This is a genomic window from Corallococcus macrosporus DSM 14697 (assembly GCF_002305895.1).
Lineage (GTDB): Bacteria > Myxococcota > Myxococcia > Myxococcales > Myxococcaceae > Myxococcus > Myxococcus macrosporus.
Window position 1 is genome coordinate 2,078,710 of the sequence record NZ_CP022203.1, and the last position, 22,828, is coordinate 2,101,537.

The following is a 22,828-nucleotide window of genomic DNA, read 5'->3' on the forward strand; positions in this document are numbered from 1 at the left end:
CATCACCGTCTACCTCCGTGTGCTGCCTTGGCCTGCCTTGGACCGCGTGATGCCCGGTGTGGGCAGTCACGCATCCACCGTGGGTGGCCTGGAGCAATCGGGGTGCCGTATCGGAGGTGTCGGTGGGAAGATTCGCGGCCCCGTCGCGGGGGCAGGCGAGCGCGCCGCTCACGCCCCCGGGCACAGGTGCCATGATGGCCCGTCAATGTCCGCGCGTGCGGGCAGGGGCCATTGCTTCTCACCGGGGCGTCCTGGCGCCCCAGTCAGGGCATTTTCGACGGAGCCGTGGGGCGCGCCGCGTGGACAGCGCGTCCCCTGGCCTTCACACCGTCACTCCAGGAAGGCGTCCTTCACCGCGTCGAGCAGCGGGTTGGCGCCGGTCGCCGGGTCGGTGCACCCCTGGTTGATGGTCCAGATGATGGTGCCGCCAAAGCCGTTGTCGTGCGCGAAGGCGCCCTTGGCGGCAATGGCTTGCGGTGAGTCATACGAAATCCACCGCACCGTGCCGTCCTCCACGGGGACGTCGAAGGTGACATAGCTGGCCTGGGCCGCCTCATCCCAGCGGTACACCCCCGTCGCCGACAGCTCGAGAATCTTCTCGTAGGTGAAGGAGTTGTCGCTGCCCACGTAGTCAGACCAGTCCGTGTATGGCTGATACGGGCCGGTGATGTTCCGCCACGCCATGCCATAGAAGGGGATGCCCATGCCCAGCTTGTTCCTGGGGAGGCCCGCGCCCACCCAGGCGTTGAGGCTGGAGGACACGGAGGTGGGGTGGTAGCCCGACTCGCCCCTCAGCGCGGACGTGTACCAGGACAGCCAGCCGCCCCAGGGCCCCGTCATCTCGTAGGACATCACGTTCATCTGGTCCAGGTAGGGCACCAGGTTGGCGAACCACGGGTCCGCGTCCTCGGGGAAGTTGCTGTTCACCCAGCCGATGGGCATGGTCAGCAGCATCTGCGGCCGGGCCGCGCGCAGCTCCTGTATCAGCGCGAGCAACGCCGGCTTGTCGGCCTGCTCCACCGGCTCCCAGTCGATGTCCAGGCCGTCATAGCCGAAGGTCTCCATGGCGTTGACCAGGTTCTGGACGAAGCGGGCGCGGTTCGCGCTGGACGCCGCCCCCACCCAGCCGTCGTGCTCACCCGCGCCGCCCACCATGATGATGGCCTTGCGTCCGGCCGCGTGCGCCCGCGTGGACAGCGTCCTCGCGATGGCCGGGCCATTCGAGTTGTCGAACTGGGTGTTCACCGTGCCGTCCGGATTGGGGGTGACCCGCCCGACGAGGATGTGGGTGAGCGCGGTGAAGTCCACCTTCTCCGGCGGGTACAGGTCCGCGTTCCAGCCGGTGTAGTAGCCCGACACCCACTTGCCGCCCGGCGGAGGCGGCGTGCTCGTCACGGTGACGGTGGCCACGGCGGACTTCGTCGGCGCGGCCTGGCTCGTCGCCACCACGTGATACGTCCCCGCCGACGACGGCGCGGTGTAGAGGCCCGCGGCGGTGACGCTGCCGCCGCTGGCGCCCTCCTGCACGGACCACGTCACCGCCGTGTTGGCGCTGCCCGTCACGGTGGCCGTGAAGGCCTGCGTGCCACCCGCGGGGACCGTCGCGCTCGTGGGGTGGATGGCCACCTCCACCTGCGGAGCCGGCGCGGGGATGCCACGCACGCCCAGCTCGTCGAAGTAGAGCGTGGGCAGGGACAGTCCCCGGCCTTCCTGGAGCGCGAGGCCCGTGAAACGCGCCCCCTGCGGCGCCAGCACGGAGATGGGGATGGTGCACGTCGACCAGGTGTTGGCGCGGATGCGTCCGCCGGTGCAGTAGGGCCCCAGCTCGGTGCCAGGGGTGAAGGCGCCGTTCACCACCGCCCGGGTCTGCACCACCGCGTTGTTGCCGGAGGCTCCACCATGCACGCTCAGGGTGAGCGTCATCCCCGGGGCCACCGTGAGCGGCGACGTATTGAAATACAGCGCCTCCCATGCCCGCATCGTCACGGAGATGGAGTGTCGGCCCGCCGCGACGGGCGAGGTGTTGGTGAGCGAGTGGGGGGCCCATGAGTAATCCTGCCAGGGGGCTTCCATGGCCTCGCGGTAGATCCAACTCGTCGTGGTGGGGACGAACCCCGGCGCCGCGCCTTCCTCCGTGTCGCCCGCCGCCGCGGGGGGCCTCGCCTCCGCCTGGGCGGCCCAGGCCGCGCTGCCGCCCGTGGCCAGGACCATGGCCATCCATGAAACAAACCATACGACCAACCGGTTCATTCGCTACTCCTGTCGAAGCTCGTGGGAATGACTCACCCTCACTCGATGTGTGGCGCTACATGGCTCCGGTGCGTGATTGGGATTGATGGGCCTCGGGCAACCTGGGGGAGGAGCCCTTCATGGCAAAGCCCTCCCCAAGGTCGCTCCAATCCATTTCAATCCAACGATGTGGATGCAAGGGTTCCCGGCGTCGGGTGCCGCCCCCTCGTGGCGACAAGACGCCTCCCCAGGGCGAAGCACCGGTGGAAGCTCCGCGCTCCGGCCGTTCTGGACTTGCATCAGGCGGGTGTCGTGCCGTCGGGTGTTTGGATATACTGACGTGGTTGTATTTGTATGTCTGTTGCTCGTGCGCGGAGCGCCCTGCTGGAGACGAAAAGCCCCGGACTCCTCGCGGGGAGTCCCGGGGCGGTGAGGGCGGGCCGGAGCTCCGCCCAGGGGGGTGTGTCAGGGGAGGGGGGCCAGGCCAGGCAGGACGAGCTGTGGCTGGGCCTGGCTCAGTGCGTCGTTCCAGACGAAGACGGTGACACTGCCCGGCGTGGTGGCTCGGAAGTAGAAGCGGCCCTGTGCCTGGGGATTCGCCAGGTCCAGCGTCGTCACCGCGGGGCCCGCGCAGGCGGGGTCGGTATGGAACTGGATGCCGGGGGAGGCCGGACCCGCCGCGGTGATGTTGAAGCCCGTCGTGGTGGGAACAGCCAGGTTCCCGTTCACGTCCTGGGTCTGGACGATGAGCGGGCCGGAGCAGAGGCCTGGGAAGGCCTGCCGCGGCGGATTGAGGAAGGCGAGGCTCGCGACCGGACCCGCGAGCACATCCACGGCGAAGGTGGAGCCGGGGAGGGTGGCCGGGTCATACCCCGCGCCGGTGATGACGTTGGAGTGGATGACATTGCCCGTCCCCAGGTCCGAGATTCTGGCCTGGTAGACGTAGCCGTTCGTCACACCGTCGAAGTGGAGGACGTTGTCCACGACCTGGTTGTTCGTCAGCACCGCCGGAGGGCTTTGATCCTCGTTGCCCTGGGAGAGGTAGACGCCAATGTCGTTGTTGAACAGGTGGTTGCCTTGAATGAGGACATCCGAGGACAGGGGGCCCCCGTACAGCGGGCCCCCGTAGACGAGGATGCCGCTGGCGACGCCCTCGCCGGTGAAGGAGTGCCCGGAGATGAGGTTGTTGACGATGCTCCCGGTGGCCCCGAGCCCGACCTGGATGCCGGACTGGGCGACGTTGCCGATGGGCCCCGAGCCCACCAGCCGGTTGTTCGTGATGTCGACCACGACGTTGCCAGTCGCCACGACGCCAGCCTTCTGGTAGCCCAGCAGGAGATTGCCGTAGACACCGACGAATCGCGTCGGGCTCGGCGGGTCCTGGTTGCGAATCAGGATGCCGGTGCCCTCCTGGCAGCCTCCGGTGCCGTCTCCCTGGCGGATGTTGAAAACCTGGGTGTTGATGACGGAGCCCGTCGCGTCGTCGAACCGGATGCCCGCGAGCGCGTCATCCCCCGTGTCGCAGACGTCCGACAGCCCCATCAACATGAGCCGGAGGTTCATGTAGAACGCGCTGCTGCCGCAGTTCCTCGCGATGGGGCCCTTGAAGTGGTCTCCCGGAGGATCCAGCGCGATGACGAAGTGCCCTGCCCCATCCAGGACGTACCCATCCGGAATACGCAGCGTGGAGTAGGTGGCGCAGTTGCCCGCGAGCGTCAGGACGTTTCCGTTCTCGATGACAGGGCAGGGAATGTACCCGCACGTGGGCTCCTGAAAGCCCTCCTGGGAGGACGCCGTGCTCAGCGCTGCTGCATGGCCAGCTTCCCCCGTGCCGCCGAGGACCTCTTCGTGGGTGGTTTCCTCGCCAAGGCATCCCACGATTGGCAGCGTCAGGGTTCCCATCAGGAACAGCTCAAGACATCGCCAGTGATTTCGATTCATGAAGTTTCCTCTCTCCGAACAGGTGCTCGGTGAGAGGGAATCGATAGTGTGAAGTCGCGCAGCGTAATATGGACTCCACGTTTGGCGGTGGCGCTGGATGTGGACAGTCCTCCCTTCCTGGGGCCAGGTGAGATGTCTGGATGGCGCTGGATGTGATGGGCGCCTGACGGAATACGGGGAAGCGCGGGGGCCTCCTGGGACATGTCGTGGCGCTGGATGCGCGGGGAGGCCCCGGCAGCGCAATGCTTGCCGCGGCGGCGCCAGTGTCGGCGTCATGCGGTCAACGGGGAGGGTGCCCTGGAGGGAGGCTCGTCGGAAGGCCCGCTGGCGCGTTGCATGGGAGGCGGGGGCTCGCGCCACCGGGAGGCTCACGGTAACGTTTCGGATTCCCGCCCCGCTTGGAGGATGCCGTCATGAGGCTCGTGCACACGCAGAACGCTTGGCACCTCGCGGGCGTGTTGTGGCTTCTCTTCACAGCGGGGTGCCACCTGGAGGACTCGCCGCCCATCCAACTGGAGCCCTCGGCCTCGGCGCGGGTGATGGTGGTGCTGCCGCGCACGCTGCCGGCCGAGCCCGGCATGCAGGTGCGTGTCACCCTCACGCCCACGGCGGGTGACGCGGTGGGCGGGGCGCTCACGGGCGGCGGAGGGCTGTGGCAGGGCGTGATGCGGGGCATCACCTCCGGAGAGGGCGCGGCGGTGAGCGCCACCGTCCAGGATGAGCGGGGCGCGCTCCTCGCGCGTATCGACGTCCCCGAGGTGAGCCTGGCCGCGCACCGCACCGCCCTGCTCGTCCTGGTGCCGCGAGTCATAGGCGAGGCGCCCGAGGCGCGCGGCGCGCCCTTCATCGACGCGGTCCTGGGGTCGGTGGTGGAGGTCCGGCCCACGGGGCAGGTGACGCTGCGCGCGGTCGCGGAGGCCGCCTCTGGCGGCGGAGCGCTCACGTACGCCTGGCGCGCCTCGGACGGGCGCTTCGACGACGCCCACGCGGCGGCGCCCGTCTGGACGGCGCCCGAGACTCCCGGCCTCGTCTCCCTGTCGCTCGAGGTGACGAGCGCGGAGGGGCAGGTGGCCACGCTGGATTTCCCCATGCGGGTGTCCAGGGACCAGGGCTTTGGCTCGGACGGTGCGGGGGCCTTCAATCGCTGGCCGCGGGTGATGGCGCCGGGGAGCCAGCCCGCTGGCGAAGTCCCTCATGGCGACACCCTTCAGCTCCAGGCGGAGGCCTGGGACGAGGATGGGGATGCGCTCACCTACGCGTGGACGGCGAGCTGCGCGGGCACCTTCGATGACGCGAGCCTTCCGTCGCCTCGCTTCACCCCGTCCACGCCGCCCGAGGGGGCCTGTGGGGCATGCCAGTTCGTCGTCGCGGTGCGGGACGGCCGCGGCGGCGAGCGCGTGGGCTCGGTGGACGTGTGCGTGGTGCAGCGCCTTCCGCCCATCATCGTCTCCACGGCCCAGTCGCGCACGGAGGCCCTGGGCGCGGAGCCCGTCCTGCTCCAGGCGGTGGCGGAGGACCCGCGAGGCGAGGCCCTCACCTTTCAATGGACGGCGAACACGGGGCTCTTGGAGCCCGCTGTCCGGGATGGGACGCGCGGCGAGGTGCGCTGGTCCGCGCTGTCCTGTGTCCCGGACGACGTGGAGCCCACGGTGCGGCTCACGGTGACGAACGCGTCGGGCCTGAGCGCGACGCACGTGTACCGGATTCGCTGGGATGACCGGCGGTGTGGCGCGTTTCCGCCCTGCTCCGTCCAGTGGGAGGACGGCCGGTTGATGCTGACGGCGGACTGCACCACGGAGGGCACGCTGTACCTCCCGGACGGCGTGACTTTCGACGGCGCGGGGCACGTGGTGACCGCGGTGGACCCGGAGGGCGGCCGCTTCCAGGGCGCGGTGCTCCGCAACCGCGGTGGCACGGCCCACGTCCGTGACGTGACGGTGGAGGCCCGGGGGCTGTCGGAGCAGGCCTGCGACGCGGGCGAGGCCGGCCTGGCGGGCATCCGCTTCATCGGGGCCAGCGGTTCCATCCAAGACAGCGAGGTGCGGGCGCTGCACCAGGGGGCGGGCCGTGGCGCCTGCCAGGAAGGCGTGGCCATCGAGGTGCGCCACGCCCTGGACGCGTCTGGGAGCGTGACGGTGGAGATTCTCCGCAACCACGTCACGGGCTACCAGAAGGCGGGCATCGTGGCGTCGGGGCGCGTGGTCGTGGCCGTGGAGGACAACGTGGCGGAGGGTGGCGGCCCTTCGGACCTCATCGCGCGCAATGGCATCCAGGTGAGCTTCGGTGCCACGGGGCGCGTGGTGGGCAACCGCATCACCGGGCACATCTACTCGCGGCCCGCCTACGTGGCGGCCGGCATCCTCGTCGCGGGCGGCGGCTACTACGATGCCCCTGTCTGTGAGGGCCTCCTCATCCAGGGGAACACCCTGGAGGCGAACGACGTCGGCATCGACCTGTCGCAAGCGGAGGCGGACGGCGGGCCGCTGGCGCGGTCCTCGAACCTGGTCGTGGTGGAGAACACGCTGAGCCATGACCGGGTGGAGAACGGCTTCCCGTACCAGGCGGCCATCGCCGACCTGGGCGGCGGCAACGTCATCAGCCGCAACCGCATCAGCGGCGCGGGGTACGCCAGGGACACCCTGCCGGGCGCCACCTTCGACGTGGACGTGGTGGCGGACGAGGCGGCGCAGGTGGCCTTCCTGACGCCGTCCCAGGACGTGGCGGCGGGCACGTGCTCCGGGGCGCTGGTGGTGCAGAGCCAGGACGCCATGGGCAACCTCTCCGCGTTGGCCTCGTCCGAGCTGGTGGTGGAGGCGGACGGCACCGGGGCGGTGTCCTTCTTCCGGGATTCGGCGTGCACCCAGGTCCTGCTGCCCTTGAATGGCAGCGGCGCCATGGCGCTGGAGGGACCGCAGCAGGAGGCGGTGTTCTACTTCCGCGCGGCGACGGCGGGAGCCTTGGAGGTGACGGTCCGCGGTGACGGGGTGAGCGCCTCCCAGACGCACGTGGTGCGGTAGGCGGCCCGCCTTTGAATAGACAATCGCCGTGTCCGTCGCGTGGGCCTGCCGGCCACATTCGCCACGCGAGGAGCCGCGATGACAAGGCAATCGGTTGTCCCATCCCTGGGAATGGCTCGGGCGCTCGCGGAGGTCATCCCGCGGCGCGCCACGCGCGCTTCGATTACAAGAGGTTCGTCATGACCTCGACCTCCTCCGGGCCCGCGTACACCATCCAGACCGCGCGAACCCTGCTGCGCTGCTGGTCCCCCGCTGACGCCGCGCGCGCGCTGCGGGCCATCCATGCCAGCCTCGAACACCTCCGGCCCTGGCTGGACTGGGCGCGGGAGGCGTACCCCATGAGCGTGAGCCAGCAGGCCGCCGTCCTCCGGCGTTTCCGGGGCCGCTTCGACCTGGGCGAGGACTTCACCTATGCGGTGTTCGACCGGGGCGGGACGGAGGTCCTGGGCGGCTGTGGGCTGCATCCCCGGGTGGGGGAGGGCGGGCGGGAGATTGGCTATTGGATTGCCTCCGAGCACATCGGCCAGGGGCTCGCGACCGAGGTGGCGGCGGCCCTCACGCGCGTCGCGTTCGAGCTGGAGGGCTTGCGCCGGGTGGAGATTCACTGCGATCCGCTCAACGTCCGGAGCGCCGCGGTGCCTCGCAAGCTGGGCTTCACCCATGAGGGCACCTTGCGCCAGCGCCTGCGGTCGCCGGACGGAGGGTGGCGGGACACCATGCTCTGGACCCTGCTGGCGGAGGACCATGCGGCCCGCCCCGCCGCCGCCAGCAACCTGGAGGCGTTCGACGTGCTGGGGCAGAGGCTGCTGTAGGCCCGCGGCTCAGCGCGCGGAGCGCGAAGCGCGGGTGGTGACTGTGAACACCAGTCAGGAGCGCAGTCACCAGGGCCTCGGTCTCCCGGGCCGCCATCGCCCGCGCTGGAACCAAGCGATTTCAACAGGTTGTGCGGTGTGGGGAGGGAGGTGGGACATGGCACGGGGCCTGCTCTAGGCCACGGCATCCACCCCAAGCCGAGGACCCCTCGCCATGGCGCTCTCTCCCGTCTCCCGTTCGTGCGTCTCCAGCCCTTCCTTCCAGCGCGCCTCCGAAGTCGAGCGCCCTGCGATGCCGCGGCAGTCCACGACGGGCGCCGGGGCGCAGCAGCAGCCCCTGCGGCAGTTGTTCCAGAGCGACGGCTTCGACGGCCCGTCGGGCGCCGCGAAGGGCCAGGGCGCGGAGGCGCTGGTGCAGAACCTCTCCCGTCTGGCCCAGATGCTGACGGAGGCCTCCCGCCTCCTGGGCGCTGAAGGCGCGCAGGCCCCGCAGGGGGCCCTTTCCCCGGCATCCGGACTGAAGAGCGCGGGGGCCACGCCCGCGAGCCGCGGCGGCGACCACTTCGCTCCAGCGCCGGCCGCTCCGGCGGTGCCCACCGCACCCTCGGCGCCCTCGGCGCCGTCCGGCACGCAGGCGAAGGCCGTCGCGGGTCCCACGGGCGCCCCGGGCGTGTCGAAGGACGGCAACACCATCACCTTCACCAACGACGGCACCTCGCCCATGACCATCAAGTTCACGCCCAACGCGGGGGAGAAGGAGCTGGACGCCATCACCGTGCCGCCGGGCAAGACGCAGACGGTCCAGTTCCCGGAGAACTGGTCCGGCAACTTCCGGAGCGCGTCGGGTGACGGCAGCGCGGCCACGCTGGGCGAGGTCAAGTTCGACGGCGGCTTCGGCAAGACGTACTACGACGTGAGCTACATCGAGGGCCACAACGCCTCCATGACGATGCAGCCCGAGGAGGGCGGCCGGGTGTCGGGCACGCACGATGACCTGCTGTCGGCCGCTCCGGACGCCATCAAGGCGCGCAACGCGGACGGCTCCGTGTACGGCATCAAGAAGAGCACCACGTCCAACGTGCAGGACGGCAGCGTCGTGGACTTCTACCGGAAGCACGTGGGCGCCGATGAGGGCTACGTCATTCCCACCGACGACGCGAGCACGCTGGGGACCAGCGACACGAACCTCGTCGTGCGGATGAAGAACCTCGCGTGAGCCGCGCCAGGAGGCCCGGTGGCGGCTCGCGCCGGGGTCGCCGCTCGCGAAGGCGTGCATCAGCAGCCCGAGGCCCGCCGTGGCCTTGCCCCCCATTCGCAGGGGGATGCCCAGGCAGCCGGCGAACAGGCAGGTGGGCAGCATGAGGGCCGTCCCCTCGGCGCGGAGGCCTCACAGGTTCACCCCCTGATGAAAGGAGCCGCCACGGGGACATACCTGGATGGCAGTGCCGCGCCCGCGGGCTCCGACTGACAGGCAGCGGGCCATGCGCCCGGCCCTACTTGGAAAGAGCCCGCGCGCTGCGCACCCTCGTCATGGATTCCACCGCATGACGGAGGCGCCATGAGCCCGCCCGGGTTGACGGCCGAGCAACTTCAACAGCAGGTGCATTCGCTGGGGGAGTGGTTCCACAACCTGGACCTGCATGGCGTGCAGACGGCGCCGCGGCATCCGCTGGGCGACTTCCCCGCGGTGTTCTGGAGGACCTTCCAGCGGGCCTTCCCCACGGACCTGCGGGGCAGGTCCGTCCTCGACATCGGCTGCAACGGTGGCTTCTACAGCATCGAGATGAAGCGGCGGGGCGCCGCGCGCGTGGTGGGCATCGACAGCGACGCGCGCTACCTGGCGCAGGCCCGGCTCGCCACCCAGGTCCTGGGCGTGGACGTGGAGCTGCATCAGCTCGACGTGTACGACGCGGGCGCGCTGGGGGAGAGGTTCGACGTCGTCCTCTTCATGGGCGTCCTCTACCACCTGCGCCACCCCCTGCTCGCGTTGGACCTGCTCCACGAACACGTGGTGAAGGACCTGCTCATCTTCCAGACGATGGAGCGGGGCGGCACGCAGGCGGGGCCGGCCGCGGAGGACTACGCCATCACCGAGCGCTCCGCCTTCGAGCGGCCGGACTTCCCGAAGCTGCACTTCATCGAGCACCGCTACGCCGGTGACCCCACCAACTGGTGGGTGCCCAACGCCGCGTGCACGGAGGCCATGCTCCGCTCCGCGGGCTTCTCCGTGCTGGACCGGCCCGCGCGGGAAATCTACCTGTGCCAGCGAAGCACGCGCCCGGAGGTGCTCCAGTGATTGAAGCGGTGAAGCTGTGGAACGAGCCCAACAACCTGTCGCACTGGGACTTCGGGCTGGACGCGGACTGGAGCATCTTCTCCCGGATGGTGCGGCTGGCGGGCGCGGCGGTGCGCTCGGAGAACGCGCGCCTGCCGCGCGTGCTGGGCGGCATGGCGCCCATTGATGTCTCCTTCCTCCGCCGCATGGAGGCGCAGGGGGCCCTGGACGAGGTGGACGTCGTCGCGGTGCACGGCTTCCCGCTGGACTGGAACCACTGGCAGTTGGATGAGTGGCCCCAGCGGCTGGAGGAGATTCGCGCCGTGTCACGCCACCGCGTCTGGGTGACGGAGGTGGGCGTGTCCACCTTCGGCGCGGAGGAGGTGCAGGAGTTCGGCCTGCGCCGCACCGCCGAGCTCCTGCTGGGCCGGGTGGAGCGCGTGCACTGGTACAGCCTCTATGACCTGCCCAAGGCGTGGCCCGCGACCACACGTCACCGGGAAGCGGAGGGCTCGTCGTACTACCGCCACTTCTACATGGGGCTCTTGCGCGAGGACGGCTCGCCGAAGCGCGCCATGCGTCACTTCGCGGACTACACACCCCAGCTCGGCATCTGCCAGTGGTTCCACTTCGAGGACCACCGCCTGGATGACGCGGTGGCGTGGCTCCGGAAGATGGGGGTGCGCAAGCTGCGCACGGGCCTGAGCTGGGCGGACAGCCACCGGCCCGGCGCGGAGGCGTGGTTCGACCAGCAGATGCGCGCGCTGGACGGCTTCGACGTGACGCTGACGTACTGCTTCACCCCGGGCTCGTGCGGCCTCACGGACCACCACACCAGCCCGCCGCGGCAGGTGGAGGAGTTCGCGGACTTCTGCGCGCGGATGACGCGCCGGTACGCGCGGTGACGCACGTCAGGCATTGACGGGCGGCGGCGACCTCCGCCTCGCGCCGCTCAGTCCTGGCGGAGGTGGCGGTAGGCAATGGCGGCCAGCGCGTCGAAGCCGGGCACGTCCCAGGGCACCTCGCGTGAGGCGCGCAGCGCCTGGGTGTACGCGATGAAGGCGGAGAGCTGCTCGGGGCTGGGGGACACGCGGCCGCGGCGGTCCTTGGCGAGCGACAGCGCCTCCAGGGGCGAAAGCCCTCCCTCGACCAGGACGCAGAGCGCCAGCAGGGCGCTGCGCCCGATGCCGTGCTCGCAGTGGATGAGCACCTTCTCTCGCCGGGCCAGGCGGGCACGGACCCAGGCCACGCCGTCGTGAATCAGGGGCAGCCGGATGGCGCACATGTCCTGCGTGGGCAGGTGGAGGAGGGTGATGCCGTGCTGGCGAAGCACCTGCTCGTCGTCGCAATCCTCGACGCGCACGTCCACCACGGAGCGGATGCCAAGCTGTCCCGCGAGGTAGGCCGCGGCCTCCATGGGATAGCGGCCGCCCACCGCGAGCGACGGCGTCATGGCGTCCAGGTCGAGCTCCCACGTCTGTGTCATTCCCAGCACGGCTGCCTCCCCCGAGTCGCTGCGGCTTCGACCAGGAAGATAGGGAGGGCCACGCCAGGGGCGGCTTTCGTTCCTGGGGTCGTTCGGGCAGGGGGCTCGCGGTCATCCGCAAGGCCCGGCGTCTTCCTCGGCGGCGTCGCGCGCGGCCGGGCAGGCAGCGCTCCGGCGTGGGCGGCCGTCGGGCCTCCGACACACGACAGCCAGATGGACGTCCGCGGGTCCACGGCCGCCCCGCCCGAGCCCCAAGGGCGGGTTGCCCGGGCCGCGTCGGCGGCGCAGAACGCCAGGAGACGCTGGGCTGGGAGGCCATGCATGTCGGACGGGATGATGAGGGCGGCGGTCGTCACGGGGCCCGGTGGGACGCGGGTGGACCGCGTCGCCCGGCCCGAGCCCGGTCCTGGGGCCGTGCGCGTTCGGATGGAAGGCTGCGGCGTGTGTGGCTCCAACCTGCCGACCTGGGAGGGCCGCGACTGGTTTCGCTATCCCCTGAAGCCCGGGACGCCCGGCCACGAAGGCTGGGGCGTGGTGGACGCCGTGGGGAGCGGGGTGGCGGAGCTGCGCGTCGGAGACCGGGTGGCCACGCTCTCGTCGGCGGCCTTCGCGGAGTATGACGTGGTGGACGCGGCCTCGGCCGTGGTGTTGCCCTCCGCGCTCGCGGGCAAGCCCTTTCCGGGAGAGCCCCTGGGCTGTGGCGTGAACATCTTCCGCCGCGCCGACCTCCAGGCGGGGCAGACGGTGGCCATCATCGGCATCGGCTTCCTGGGCGCGGTGGTGACGCGGCTCGCGGCGAACGCGGGCGCGCGCGTGCTGGCCATCTCCCGGCGTCCCTTCGCGCTGGAGCTGGCCCGGGCCCATGGCGCCACCGAGTGCATCCCCCTGGATGACCACGGCCGCGTCATCGAGCGCGTGAAGGCCCTCACCGGGGGCGCCCTCTGCGACCGCGTCATCGAGGCCGTGGGCGCGCAGTGGCCGCTCGACCTCGCGGGTGAGCTCACGCGCGAGCGGGGCCGGCTCGTCATCGCGGGCTACCACCAGGACGGGCCCCGGCAGGTGGACATGCAGCTCTGGAACTGGCGGGGCCTGGACGTCATCAACGCCCACGAGCGGGACCCGCGCGTGTACGTGGAGGGCATCCGGCTCGCGGTGGAGGCCGTGGCCTCCGGCGCGCTGGACCCCTATCCCCTCTTCACCCACCACTTCCGGCTGGAGGAGCTGGGCCGCGCCTTCGAGGCCCTGCGCTCCCGGCCGGACGGTTTCCTCAAGGCCCTGGTCACCCCATGAGCGCGCCCGCGATGCGCCGTCCCCGGCTGGGCTTCCTGGGCGTGGGCTGGATTGGCCGCCACCGGATGGAGGCCCTGGTGCGCGAGGCGCCGGTGGAGGTGGTGGGCGTGGCGGACCCCTCCGAGGACGCCGCGGAAGCGGCGCGGGCGCTCGCGCCGGGCTGCGCGCGGGTGGACTCCCTGGACGCGCTGCTCGCGCTGGGCCTGGACGGGGTGGTCATCGCCACGCCCAGCGCCGTCCACGCCGAGCAGTCCATCCAGGCGTTGGAGCGCGGGGTGGCGGTGTTCTGCCAGAAGCCGCTGGGACGCACGGCCCGCGAAGTCGAACGCGTGGTGGACGCGGCGCGGAAGGCGGACGTGCTGCTGGGCGTGGACTTCAGCTACCGCTACGCGCAGGGCCTGCGCGCGCTGCGGGCGCATCACCAGTCCGGCGCGTTGGGGCAGGTGCACGCGGTGAACCTCGTCTTCCACAACGCCCATGGCCCGGACAAACCGTGGTTCTACGACCCGGCGCTCGCCGGGGGCGGCTGCGTCATGGACCTGGGCATCCACCTGGTGGACCTGGCGCTGTGGGTGCTCGACTTTCCCGCCGTGCGCCGGGTGAGCAGCCAGCGCTTCGCGCAGGGACGGCCGCTGCGTGGCCGCGAGGAGGCCGTGGAGGACTACGCCGCCGCCCTGCTGGAGCTCGAAGGCGGCGCCGCCGTCCAGCTCGCCTGCTCCTGGAAGCTGTCGGCCGGCTGTGACGCCGTGATTGAGGCGTCGTTCTACGGAACGGGCGGGGGCGTGTCGTTCCGCAACGTGAATGGCTCCTTCTACGACTTCACGACGGACGCCTTCCGGGGCACCGAGCGCGTGCGGCTGGCCGGGCCTCCGGACGGGTGGGGCGGACGGGCCGCCGTGGACTGGGCCCACCGCCTGGCGCGAGGCGAGCGCTTCACGCCGGACAACACGCGGTTGATTCAAGTCGCCGACACGCTCGACAGGCTCTACGCCTGAGAGCGTTCGTGTGCCCGGCCCCGGGACACGGAGGCATCGGGCCCGGAGCGGCCGCCGGAAGGCGCGGGATTGGAACACCGTTTCTCGCCTGACCATGCAGACCCCTCCCGTCTCACGCGGCTCGATGTGGCGAGCGCTGGGCTACTTGCGGCCCTACCGTCGCACCATCGTCTTCATCCTGCTCCTTGTCCTGACCTCCGCGAGCCTGAGTGCCCTGGAGCCCCTGGTCCTCAAGGGCATCTTCGACCAGCTCGGCAGCGAGGACGCCACGAAGCCGGTGCTGCTGGGCGTGGGCCTGCTGGTGCTCATGGGCCTGCTGCGCGAGGCGCTGGGCGCGGCGTCCAACTGGCTCACCTGGCGCACCCGCATCCAGGTGCACTTCGCCCTCAACGAGGCGACAGTGTCCCGCCTGCACCGGCTGCCGCTGAGCTTCCACCGGCAGGAGGGCGTGGGCGCGCTGATGACGCGGATGGACCGCGGGCTCCAGGGCTTCGTGGGCGCCATCACCGAGCTCACCTTCAATGTCATCCCCGCGGCGGTGTACCTGTGCATCGCGGTGGCCGTCATGCTCCGGCTCGACTGGCGGCTGGCGCTGCTGGCCCTGGCCTTCGCGCCGCTGCCGGTGCTCATCGCCCGGCGGGCCGCGCCCGTGCAGGCCCGCCGCGAGGAGACGCTCCTGGAGCGGTGGACGCAAATCTACGCCCGCTTCAACGAGGTGCTCTCCGGCATCCTCACCGTGAAGAGCTTCGCCATGGAGGACCGGGAGAAGCAGCGCTTCCTGCACGGCGTGCGGGACGCCAACGCCGTCGTCACGCGCGGCGTGGCGTTCGACTCGGCGGTGACGGCGGGGCAGAACACCACCGTGCTCGTCGCGCGCGTGGCGTCCATCTGCATGGGCGGCCTGCTGGTGATGAAGGGGCAGCTCACCGTCGGCACGCTGGTGGCCTTCCTGGGCTACATCGGCGGGCTCTTCGGTCCGGTGCAGGGCCTCAGCGGGGTGTACAAGACGCTGCGGACGGCCTCGGTGGCCATCCGCCAGGTCTTCTCCATCCTGGACGCGCAGGACTCGCTGGGTGACGCGCCGGACGCGCACGAGGTCACCCACATGCGCGGCGACGTGACGTTCGAGGACGTGCACTTCGCCTATCCCTCCGGCGCGGGGCGGCCGCTCATCAATGGCATCTCCTTGAATGTCCGGCGCGGTGAGACGGTGGCCCTGGTGGGGCCCAGCGGCGCGGGCAAGACGACGCTGATGAGCCTGCTGTGCCGCTTCTATGACCCGGACCAGGGCGTGGTGCGCGTGGACGGGCGCGACATCCGCACGCTCAAGCAGCTCTCGCTGCGGCGCAACATCGGCGTGGTGCTCCAGGACGCGCTGCTCTTCAACGAGAGCGTGAAGGGGAACATCGCCTACGGCCGGCCCCACGCCACGGACGCGGAGATTGAAGCCGCCGCGCGCGCGGCGCACGCGCACGAGTTCATCCAGGCACTGCCGCAGGGCTACGACACGCTGGTGGGCGAGCGCGGCAGCCGGCTGTCCGCCGGCGAGCGGCAGCGCATCGCCATCGCCCGCTCGCTGCTGACGGACCCGCCCATCCTCATCCTCGACGAGCCCACCAGCGCGCTCGACGCGGAGAGCGAGGCGCTGGTGCAGGACGCGCTGGGCGAGCTGATGAAGGGGCGCACCACCTTCGCCATCGCGCACCGGCTCTCCACGGTGGTGAGCGCGGACCGCATCCTGGTGCTGAAGGACGGCCGCCTCATCGAGGAGGGGACGCACGCGGAGCTGCTGCGCCGCGACGGCTACTACGCGTCGCTCGTGCGCAAGCAGACGCGCGGCCTGCTCCCGGAGCTGCCGGCGCCGCCGCTGCCGGCCACGCCCGTGGCCGCGTAGGGCCTGTCACCTCGGCGGCTCATGGGCGGCCGTGAGGGGGCCGCTCCCCTGGGGGCTCGCTCGAAAGTGGCTGGGGCGCGTGCAGGCGCCTGAGTGGGATGAACGTCGGTCGGAGATGGCTAGCACCAACAGGTGCGGTGGCTACCTTCAACCTGCGTGGAGGTGGTGACGCCCATCCACTGCCTGCGTGAGCCGGGGGGCCACATGAAGCAGCGACAGATTCTCATCACGGGCGGCGCGGGCTTCATCGGCTCGCATCTGGCGGATGCGCTCCTGGCCCGGGGGCACCGCGTCCGGGCCCTGGATGCCCTGGTGCCCCAGGTCCACGGCGAGGCACGCCAGCGCCCGGAGTACCTGTCACCCGACGTCGAGCTCGTGGTGGGGGACGTGTGTGACGGGGACAAGGTGCGCCAGGCCCTCGACGGCGTCGACGCCGTCTTCCACTTCGCGGCGGCGGTGGGCGTGGGCCAGAGCATGTACGAGGTGGCCCACTACACGGCGGTGAACAACCTGGGCACCTCCGTGTTGATGGAGGCGCTCATCGAGCACCCCGTCGAGCGGCTCGTGGTGGCCTCCAGCATGAGCGTCTACGGAGAGGGGCTGTCGCGCGCGCCGGACGGCCGCCGTGTCCCCGGCGGGCAGCGGCCGCTGGAGCAGCTCTCGGCGGGCAAGTGGGAGCTGGAGGGACCCGCGGGCGAGCCCCTCACGCCCGTGGCGACACCGGAGTCCAAGCCGCCCGAGCTCTCCTCCGTCTACGCGCTGTCCAAGTTCGACCAGGAGCGGCTGTGCCTCATCCTGGGCCGCGCCTACGACATCCCCACCGTGGCGCTGCGCTTCTTCAACGTCTACGGCCCCCGGCAGGCGCTCTCCAATCCCTACACCGGCGTGCTCGCCATCTTCGGCGCGCGGCTGCTCAACGGGAGCCCGCCGCTCGTCTTCGAGGATGGGCTGCAGCAGCGGGACTTCGTCAACGTGCGGGACGTGGCGCGCGCCTGCGCGCTGGCGCTCGACGCGGAGGACGCGGTGTCGCGGGTCATCAACGTGGGCAGCGGCCGCGCCATCACCGTGAGGGAGGTGGCCCGGGCGCTGGCGGAGGTGATGGGGCGGCCCGGCCTCCGCCCCGCGGTGACAGGCCGGTATCGCATGGGCGACATCCGCCACTGCTTCGCGGACATCTCCCTGGCGAGGGACCTGCTGGGTTACGCACCCGAGGTCACCTTCCACGACGGGCTCACCGAGCTGTCGTCGTGGCTGGAACACCAGGTGGCGACGGACCGCGTGGCCCAGGCGCGCGCGGAACTCGAGGCACGAGGGTTGACCGTATGAGCGCGGCGGAGCCTTGGACGGGGGAGGGCGGCAGGACGGTCATCTTCGGTGGGGCGGGCTTCATCGGCTCCAACCTCGCGGACCATTACCTGTCCGCCGGACGCACCGTGCGCATCGTCGACAACCTGACGCGGCCGGGCGTGGTGCACAACCTCCGCTGGCTCCAGGCCCGGCACGGCGCCCGGTTGGAGGTGATGACGGCGGACGTGCGGGACGCCCAGGCGGTGAAGCAGGCCGTGGCCGGCGCCACCCAGGTCTTCCACTTCGCGGCCCAGGTGGCGGTGACGACGAGCCTGGAGGTCCCCGTCACCGACTTCGAGGTCAACGCCGGCGGCACCTTGAACGTGCTGGAGGCGCTGCGCGCCATGGAGCGGCCCGCCCCGCTCGTCTTCACGTCCACCAACAAGGTCTACGGGGGCATGCCGGGCGTGGAGCTGGTCCAGGGCCAGCGCCGCTATGAGCCCCGGGACACGCGCCTGCGCAGCCAGGGCGTGGACGAGGCCTGCCCGCTGGACTTCGAGAGCCCCTATGGCTGCTCCAAGGGCGCGGCGGACCAGTACGTGCTGGACTACGCGCGGGCCTACGGGCTGAGGACGGTGGTGTTCCGGATGAGCTGCATCTACGGGCCCCGGCAGTTCGGCACCGAGGACCAGGGCTGGGTGGCGCACTTCCTCCTGCGCACGCTCGAAGGCCAGCCCCTGACGCTCTACGGGGATGGCAAGCAGGTGCGGGACATCCTCGACGTGCGGGACCTGGTGGACGCGCTGAGCCTGGCGCAGCAGCACATGGGGCGGCTCAAGGGCCAGGCCTTCAACATGGGCGGCGGCCCCACGCGGGCGGTGAGCCTGCTGGAGCTGCTGGGCCTCATCTCGCAGCGCACGGGCCTGCGCCCCGCCATCCATTTCGAGGACTGGCGCACGGGAGACCAGCGCTACTACGTCTCCGACACCCGGAAGTTCCAGGCGGCGACGGGGTGGGCTCCGCGGGTAGGGGTTCGCGAGGGCGTGGACCGGCTCCACGATTGGTTGCGGACGCTGGTGCGGGAGCGGTCGGCCACGGGGCTGGGGGCGGAACGTGAAGTCCACGCGGGCTAGGGGCCGGCCCATCCGCCGTGTGCTGATGACCACCGACACGGTGGGGGGCGTCTGGACCTATGTGCTGGAGCTCTGCCGGGCGCTCGCCGAGGCGGAGGTCCAGGTGGAGCTGGCGACCCTGGGCGCGCCCGTGACGCCGATGCAGGCCGAGGCGGCGCGGAGGGTCCCCGGGCTTCGCCTGCATGAGAGCACCTACCGGCTGGAGTGGATGGACTCACCCTGGGCGGACGTGCGCGCCTCCGGCGAATGGCTGCTGGCGCTGGAGGACCGGCTGGACCCCGACGTCATCCACCTCAACGGCTACGCCCATGGCGCGCTGCCCTGGCGCGCGCCCTCGGTGGTGGTGGCCCACTCGTGTGTCCTGTCCTGGTGGGAGTCCGTCCTCCGCGAGCCGGCGCCCGCGCGTTATGCGCGCTACCAGCGGGAGGCCCGGCGCGGCCTGCGCGCGGTGGACCGGGTGGTGGCCCCCAGCGCGGCCATGCTCGCCGCCATCGAGCGACACTACGGCCCGCTGCCAACGGCCTGTGTCATCCCGAACGCGCGCCGGGCGGAGGACTTCGCGGCGGCGCCCAAGGAGCCGTTCGTCCTGGCCGCGGGCCGCTTGTGGGACGAGGCCAAGAACCTGGCCGCGTTGGAGGCGGTGGCGCCCCGGCTGGCGTACCCCGTGCGCGTCGCCGGGGAGACGCGGCACCCCGGTGGCGGCAAGGCGGCCCAGGCCCGGAACACCGAACCCCTGGGCCAGCTCTCCCCCGAAGCGCTCGCGGCCTGGATGGGGCGCGCCGCCATCTACGCCCTGCCGGTGCGCTACGAGCCCTTCGGCCTGTCGGCGCTGGAGGCCGCGCTGGCCGGATGCGCGTTGGTGCTGGGAGACCTCCCCAGCCTGCGCGAGGTGTGGGCGGACACGGCCGTGTTCGTGCACCCGGAGGACCTGGAGGGACTGACGGCCGCGCTGCGGCGGCTCCTGGAGGACGCGGCCCACCGGAAGCACATGGCCGCCAGGGCCCGTGCCCGCGCGCTCACCTTGAACCCCCGCCGCATGGCGGAGGACTACCTGCGGCTGTACGCGACGCTCTGGGCGCGGCGGGTCCGGCCGCTCGCCGGCGTCGCGCTCGGCGCGCCTTGACGACGGGAGGGCCACCGCGAATGCGCATCGTCTTCTTCTGTCACTCGCTCCTGTCGGACTGGAACCACGGCAACGCGCACTTCCTGCGAGGCGTGGTGGCGGAGCTGTGCGCGCGAGGCCATGACGTCCGCGTCTTCGAGCCCGCGGATGCCTGGAGCCTCCGCAACCTCCTGGCGGAGCCCGAGGGCCCGGCGGTGCTGTCGGAGGTGGCGAGCGTCTACCCGCACGCGCGCCCGGAGCGGTACGACCTGGAGACGTTGGACCTGGACCGGGCCCTGGAGGGGGCGCGGCTCGTCATCGTCCACGAATGGAGCGCGCCGGCGCTGGTGCGACGCCTGGGCGAGCGGCGAAAGGGGAGCGACGCCTTCCGCCTGCTCTTCCACGACACGCACCACCGCGGCGTGAGCGCCCGGGAGGAGCTGGCCCGTTACGAGCTGGCCCACTACGACGGCGTGCTCGCCTTCGGGGAAGTCCTCCGGCGGCTCTACCTGGAGCAGGGCTGGGCCCGGCGGGCGTGGACGTGGCACGAAGCGGCGGACACCCGGGTGTTCGGCCCTCGGGGCGACGTGGTGCCCGAGGACGACCTCGTCTGGATTGGCAACTGGGGCGACGAGGAGCGCACCGCGGAGCTGCGGGAGTTCCTGCTCGGCCCGGTGCGGGCGCTGGGCGTGAAGGCGCGGGTGCACGGCGTGCGCTATCCGGACGCCGCGCGAGCGGCGCTGGCGCGCGCGGGCATCACCTACGCCGGGTGGCTGCCCAACCACCGCGTGCCCGAGGCCTTCGCGCGGGCGCGGGTGACGCTGCATGTGCCCCGGCGGCCCTATGCCACGTCCCTGCCGGGCATCCCCACCATCCGCCCTTTCGAGGCGCTCGCCTGTGGCATTCCGCTGGTGAGCGCTCCGTGGCGGGACGTGGAGGGCCTCTTCACGCCGGGGCGCGACTATCTCGTCGCGGACACCGGCGCGCGGATGCGCGACCACCTGCGGGCGCTGCTGGCGGACGCGGACCTGCGCCGCGCGCTCGCCGAGCAGGGCCGCCGCACGGTGCTGGCCCGCCACACGTGTGCGCACCGGGTGGATGAGCTGCTGCGCATCCACGCGTCACTGGAGCCCCCGGCCACGCGGGCGGGGGCGTCGTCACGGGGGAGGGTCACCGCATGAGCAGGGGACTTCGCATCGCATTCTTTGGCTCCAGCCTCGTCTCCGCCTACTGGAACGGCGCGGCCACCTACTACCGAGGCCTCATCCGCGCCCTGCATGCGCGGGGGCACCAGGTGACCTTCTACGAGCCGGACGCCTTCGAGCGGCAGCAACACCGGGACATGGCGGACCCGGACTGGGCGCGGGTGGTCGTCTACACCGAGCAGGGGACGGAGGCCGTGGAGCGGTGCCTGGAGGAGGCGGGGCGCGCCGACGTGGTGGTGAAGGCCAGCGGCGTGGGCGTGTTCGATGCCCTGCTGGAGGCCCGCGTGCTCGACCTGAAGCGTCCCGGCGTCCAGGTGGTGTTCTGGGACGTGGACGCGCCCGCCACGCTGGAGCGGCTGGAGCGCCAGCCGGACGACCCGCTCCGCGCGCTCGTGCCCCGGTATGACCACGTCTTCACCTATGGCGGCGGCGCGCCGGTGGTGACCGCCTACCGGGCGCTGGGGGCGCGGCGGTGCGTGCCCATCTACAACGCGCTGGACCCCACCACGCACCACCCGGCGCCCGCGGACGCCCGCTTCCAGGGGGACCTGGCCTTCCTGGGCAACCGGCTGCCGGACCGGGAGGCCCGGGTGGAGGACTTCTTCCTCCGGGCCGCGGCGCTGTTGCCCGCCTCGCGCTTCCTGTTGGGGGGCAGTGGCTGGGCGGCGCGGCCCCTCCCCGCCAACGTGACGAACCTGGGCCACGTCTACACGCACGAGCACAACGCGCTGAACTGCTCGGCCAGGGCGGTGCTCAACATCCACCGCGACAGCATGGCGCGCTTCGGCTTCTCGCCCGCCACGCGCGTCTTCGAGGCCGCGGGCGCGGGCGCCTGCCTCATCACCGATGCCTTCGAGGGCGTGGAGCTGTTCCTGGAGCCAGGGCGGGAGGTGCTGGTGGCGCGCTCCGGGGAGGAGGTGGCCGAGCACGTCCGCCGGCTCACGGCGCCCGAGGCCCGGGGCATCGGCCAGGCGGCGCTCCGGCGGGTGCTGGCCGGGCACACGTACCTGCACCGCGTCTCTCAAGTGGAAGCGGCGCTGGGCCTTCGCGCCGCGCCCGCCACCGCGGCGCGGGAGTGTGTCGCATGAAGGTCGTCATCCTCGGGCTGTCCATCACCTCCAGTTGGGGCAACGGCCACGCGACGACCTATCGCGGGCTGGTGCGCGAGCTGGCGCGGCGTGGGCACGACGTGCTGTTCCTGGAGCGGGACGTGCCCTGGTACGCCGCCAACCGGGACTTGCCGCGGCCGCCCTACGGACGCACCGAGCTGTACGCCAGCCTGGAGGACCTGGCCGGGCGCTTCGCCGAGGACGTGCGCCGGGCGGACCTGGCCATGGTGGGCTCCTACGTCCCGCGGGGCGCGGCGGTGGGGGAGTGGGTGCAGCGGACCGCGCGGGGCGTCACCGCCTTCTATGACATCGACACCCCGGTGACGCTGGCGCTGCTGGAGCGCGGGGCGTGCGACTACCTCCGGCCGGAGCTCGTGCCGGGGTACCGGCTCTACCTGTCCTTCACCGGGGGGCCCACCCTGGCGCGCATCGAGCGGGCGCTGGGCGCCCCCGCCGCGCGGCCGCTCTACTGTAGCTGTGACCCGGAGCTGTACGCCCCGGCCGCGTGCGAGCCGCGCTGGGCGCTGGGCTACCTGGGGACCTACAGCGAGGACCGGCAGCCGGTGCTGGAGCGGTTGATGTTGGAGGCCGCGCGGGCGTGGCCCGAAGGCCGCTTCGCCGTCGCGGGCCCTCAGTACCCCGGACACCTCCAATGGCCGCGGAACGTCACGCGCGTGGAGCACCTGGCGCCGCCCGAGCACCCCGCCTTCTACAACGCCCAGCGCTTCACGCTGAACGTCACCCGCGCGGACATGGTGCGGGCGGGCTACTCGCCCAGCGTGCGCCTCTTCGAGGCCGCGGCCTGCGGGGTCCCCATCATCAGTGACGCCTGGCCGGGCCTGGAGACCTTCTTCGAGCCGGGGCGGGAGCTCTTCGTCTCACGCTCGGGCGAGGAGACCTTGCGCTACCTCCAGGAGGTCTCAGCGCCGGAGCGGCGGGCCATGGGCGCACGGGCACGCCAGCGCGTGCTGTCCGAGCACACCGCGGAGCACCGGGCGCGGACGTTGGAGGCGTACGTCCTGGACGCGGCGCGAGGGGGCTAGCGAGGACACG

The 22,828-nt window shown here is 71.7% G+C and carries 17 protein-coding genes; 14 read left to right on the plus strand and 3 right to left on the minus strand.

Features of this window, described 5'->3' with window-relative positions:
* Positions 1 to 330: 330 nt before the first annotated feature.
* A complete protein-coding gene (locus MYMAC_RS08760) occupies positions 331 to 2,211 on the minus strand; it encodes a glycosyl hydrolase family 18 protein (RefSeq protein WP_095961530.1) in 1,881 nt (626 codons plus the stop codon).
* Positions 2,212 to 2,694: 483 nt separating this feature from the next.
* Positions 2,695 to 4,131: a right-handed parallel beta-helix repeat-containing protein gene (locus MYMAC_RS08765; RefSeq protein ID WP_204817482.1), complete on the minus strand. Its 1,437-nt coding sequence runs from the start codon at positions 4,129 to 4,131 to the stop codon at positions 2,695 to 2,697.
* A gap of 452 nt (positions 4,132 to 4,583) precedes the next feature.
* Between MYMAC_RS08765 and MYMAC_RS08770 the strand changes: the two genes are divergently transcribed.
* From MYMAC_RS08770 to MYMAC_RS08790, 5 genes are all read left to right on the plus strand, one after another.
* Positions 4,584 to 7,187 (plus strand): right-handed parallel beta-helix repeat-containing protein, encoded by a 2,604-nt coding sequence (locus tag MYMAC_RS08770; protein ID WP_095957741.1) that lies wholly within the window; start codon positions 4,584 to 4,586, stop codon positions 7,185 to 7,187.
* 179 nt (positions 7,188 to 7,366) lie between these two features.
* Entirely contained in the window at positions 7,367 to 7,999 is a 633-nt protein-coding gene (locus MYMAC_RS08775; protein ID WP_095957742.1) for a GNAT family N-acetyltransferase, read from the plus strand.
* A 214-nt stretch (positions 8,000 to 8,213) separates the two neighbouring features.
* A complete protein-coding gene (locus MYMAC_RS08780; protein WP_170114717.1) occupies positions 8,214 to 9,215 on the plus strand; it encodes a glycoside hydrolase 64/thaumatin family protein in 1,002 nt (333 codons plus the stop codon).
* 342 nt (positions 9,216 to 9,557) lie between these two features.
* Positions 9,558 to 10,295: a TIGR04290 family methyltransferase gene (locus MYMAC_RS08785; protein ID WP_239989428.1), complete on the plus strand. Its 738-nt coding sequence runs from the start codon at positions 9,558 to 9,560 to the stop codon at positions 10,293 to 10,295.
* Positions 10,292 to 11,179 carry a beta-xylosidase gene (locus MYMAC_RS08790; RefSeq protein WP_095957745.1) on the plus strand — a complete coding sequence of 296 codons (888 nt, stop codon included), beginning with the start codon at positions 10,292 to 10,294 and terminating at the stop codon, positions 11,177 to 11,179. The genes MYMAC_RS08785 and MYMAC_RS08790 overlap by 4 nt, the downstream gene beginning before the upstream one ends.
* A 47-nt stretch (positions 11,180 to 11,226) precedes the next feature.
* Here MYMAC_RS08790 and MYMAC_RS08795 read toward each other — a convergent pair whose 3' ends face one another.
* Positions 11,227 to 11,760 carry a protein-tyrosine phosphatase family protein gene (locus MYMAC_RS08795; RefSeq protein ID WP_095961532.1) on the minus strand — a complete coding sequence of 178 codons (534 nt, stop codon included), beginning with the start codon at positions 11,758 to 11,760 and terminating at the stop codon, positions 11,227 to 11,229.
* 321 nt (positions 11,761 to 12,081) lie between these two features.
* Between MYMAC_RS08795 and MYMAC_RS08800 the strand changes: the two genes are divergently transcribed.
* The 9 genes from MYMAC_RS08800 to MYMAC_RS08840 all read left to right on the plus strand — a co-directional run bounded on the left by MYMAC_RS08800 (position 12,082) and on the right by MYMAC_RS08840 (position 22,818).
* A complete protein-coding gene (locus MYMAC_RS08800; protein ID WP_095957746.1) occupies positions 12,082 to 13,050 on the plus strand; it encodes an MDR/zinc-dependent alcohol dehydrogenase-like family protein in 969 nt (322 codons plus the stop codon).
* On the plus strand, positions 13,047 to 14,045 hold the full coding sequence (locus MYMAC_RS08805; RefSeq protein WP_170114718.1) for a Gfo/Idh/MocA family protein: 999 nt from the start codon (positions 13,047 to 13,049) through the stop codon (positions 14,043 to 14,045). Before MYMAC_RS08800 ends, MYMAC_RS08805 begins: the two co-directional genes overlap by 4 nt.
* A gap of 94 nt (positions 14,046 to 14,139) precedes the next feature.
* Positions 14,140 to 15,939: an ABC transporter ATP-binding protein gene (locus tag MYMAC_RS08810; protein ID WP_095957748.1), complete on the plus strand. Its 1,800-nt coding sequence runs from the start codon at positions 14,140 to 14,142 to the stop codon at positions 15,937 to 15,939.
* Positions 15,940 to 16,104: 165 nt separating this feature from the next.
* Positions 16,105 to 17,265: an NAD-dependent epimerase/dehydratase family protein gene (locus MYMAC_RS08815; protein WP_275663248.1), complete on the plus strand. Its 1,161-nt coding sequence runs from the start codon at positions 16,105 to 16,107 to the stop codon at positions 17,263 to 17,265.
* Positions 17,262 to 18,359, plus strand: a complete 1,098-nt coding sequence (locus MYMAC_RS08820) for an NAD-dependent epimerase/dehydratase family protein (RefSeq protein ID WP_013935213.1) — start codon at positions 17,262 to 17,264, stop codon at positions 18,357 to 18,359. The genes MYMAC_RS08815 and MYMAC_RS08820 overlap by 4 nt, the downstream gene beginning before the upstream one ends.
* Positions 18,360 to 18,384: 25 nt before the next feature.
* Positions 18,385 to 19,482, plus strand: a complete 1,098-nt coding sequence (locus MYMAC_RS08825; protein WP_095961534.1) for a glycosyltransferase family 4 protein — start codon at positions 18,385 to 18,387, stop codon at positions 19,480 to 19,482.
* A gap of 20 nt (positions 19,483 to 19,502) precedes the next feature.
* Positions 19,503 to 20,642 carry a CgeB family protein gene (locus MYMAC_RS08830; RefSeq protein WP_095957749.1) on the plus strand — a complete coding sequence of 380 codons (1,140 nt, stop codon included), beginning with the start codon at positions 19,503 to 19,505 and terminating at the stop codon, positions 20,640 to 20,642.
* Positions 20,639 to 21,754: a CgeB family protein gene (locus MYMAC_RS08835; protein WP_095957750.1), complete on the plus strand. Its 1,116-nt coding sequence runs from the start codon at positions 20,639 to 20,641 to the stop codon at positions 21,752 to 21,754. Before MYMAC_RS08830 ends, MYMAC_RS08835 begins: the two co-directional genes overlap by 4 nt.
* Entirely contained in the window at positions 21,751 to 22,818 is a 1,068-nt protein-coding gene (locus MYMAC_RS08840; RefSeq protein WP_095957751.1) for a CgeB family protein, read from the plus strand. Before MYMAC_RS08835 ends, MYMAC_RS08840 begins: the two co-directional genes overlap by 4 nt.
* The last annotated feature ends 10 nt before the right edge of the window (positions 22,819 to 22,828 follow it).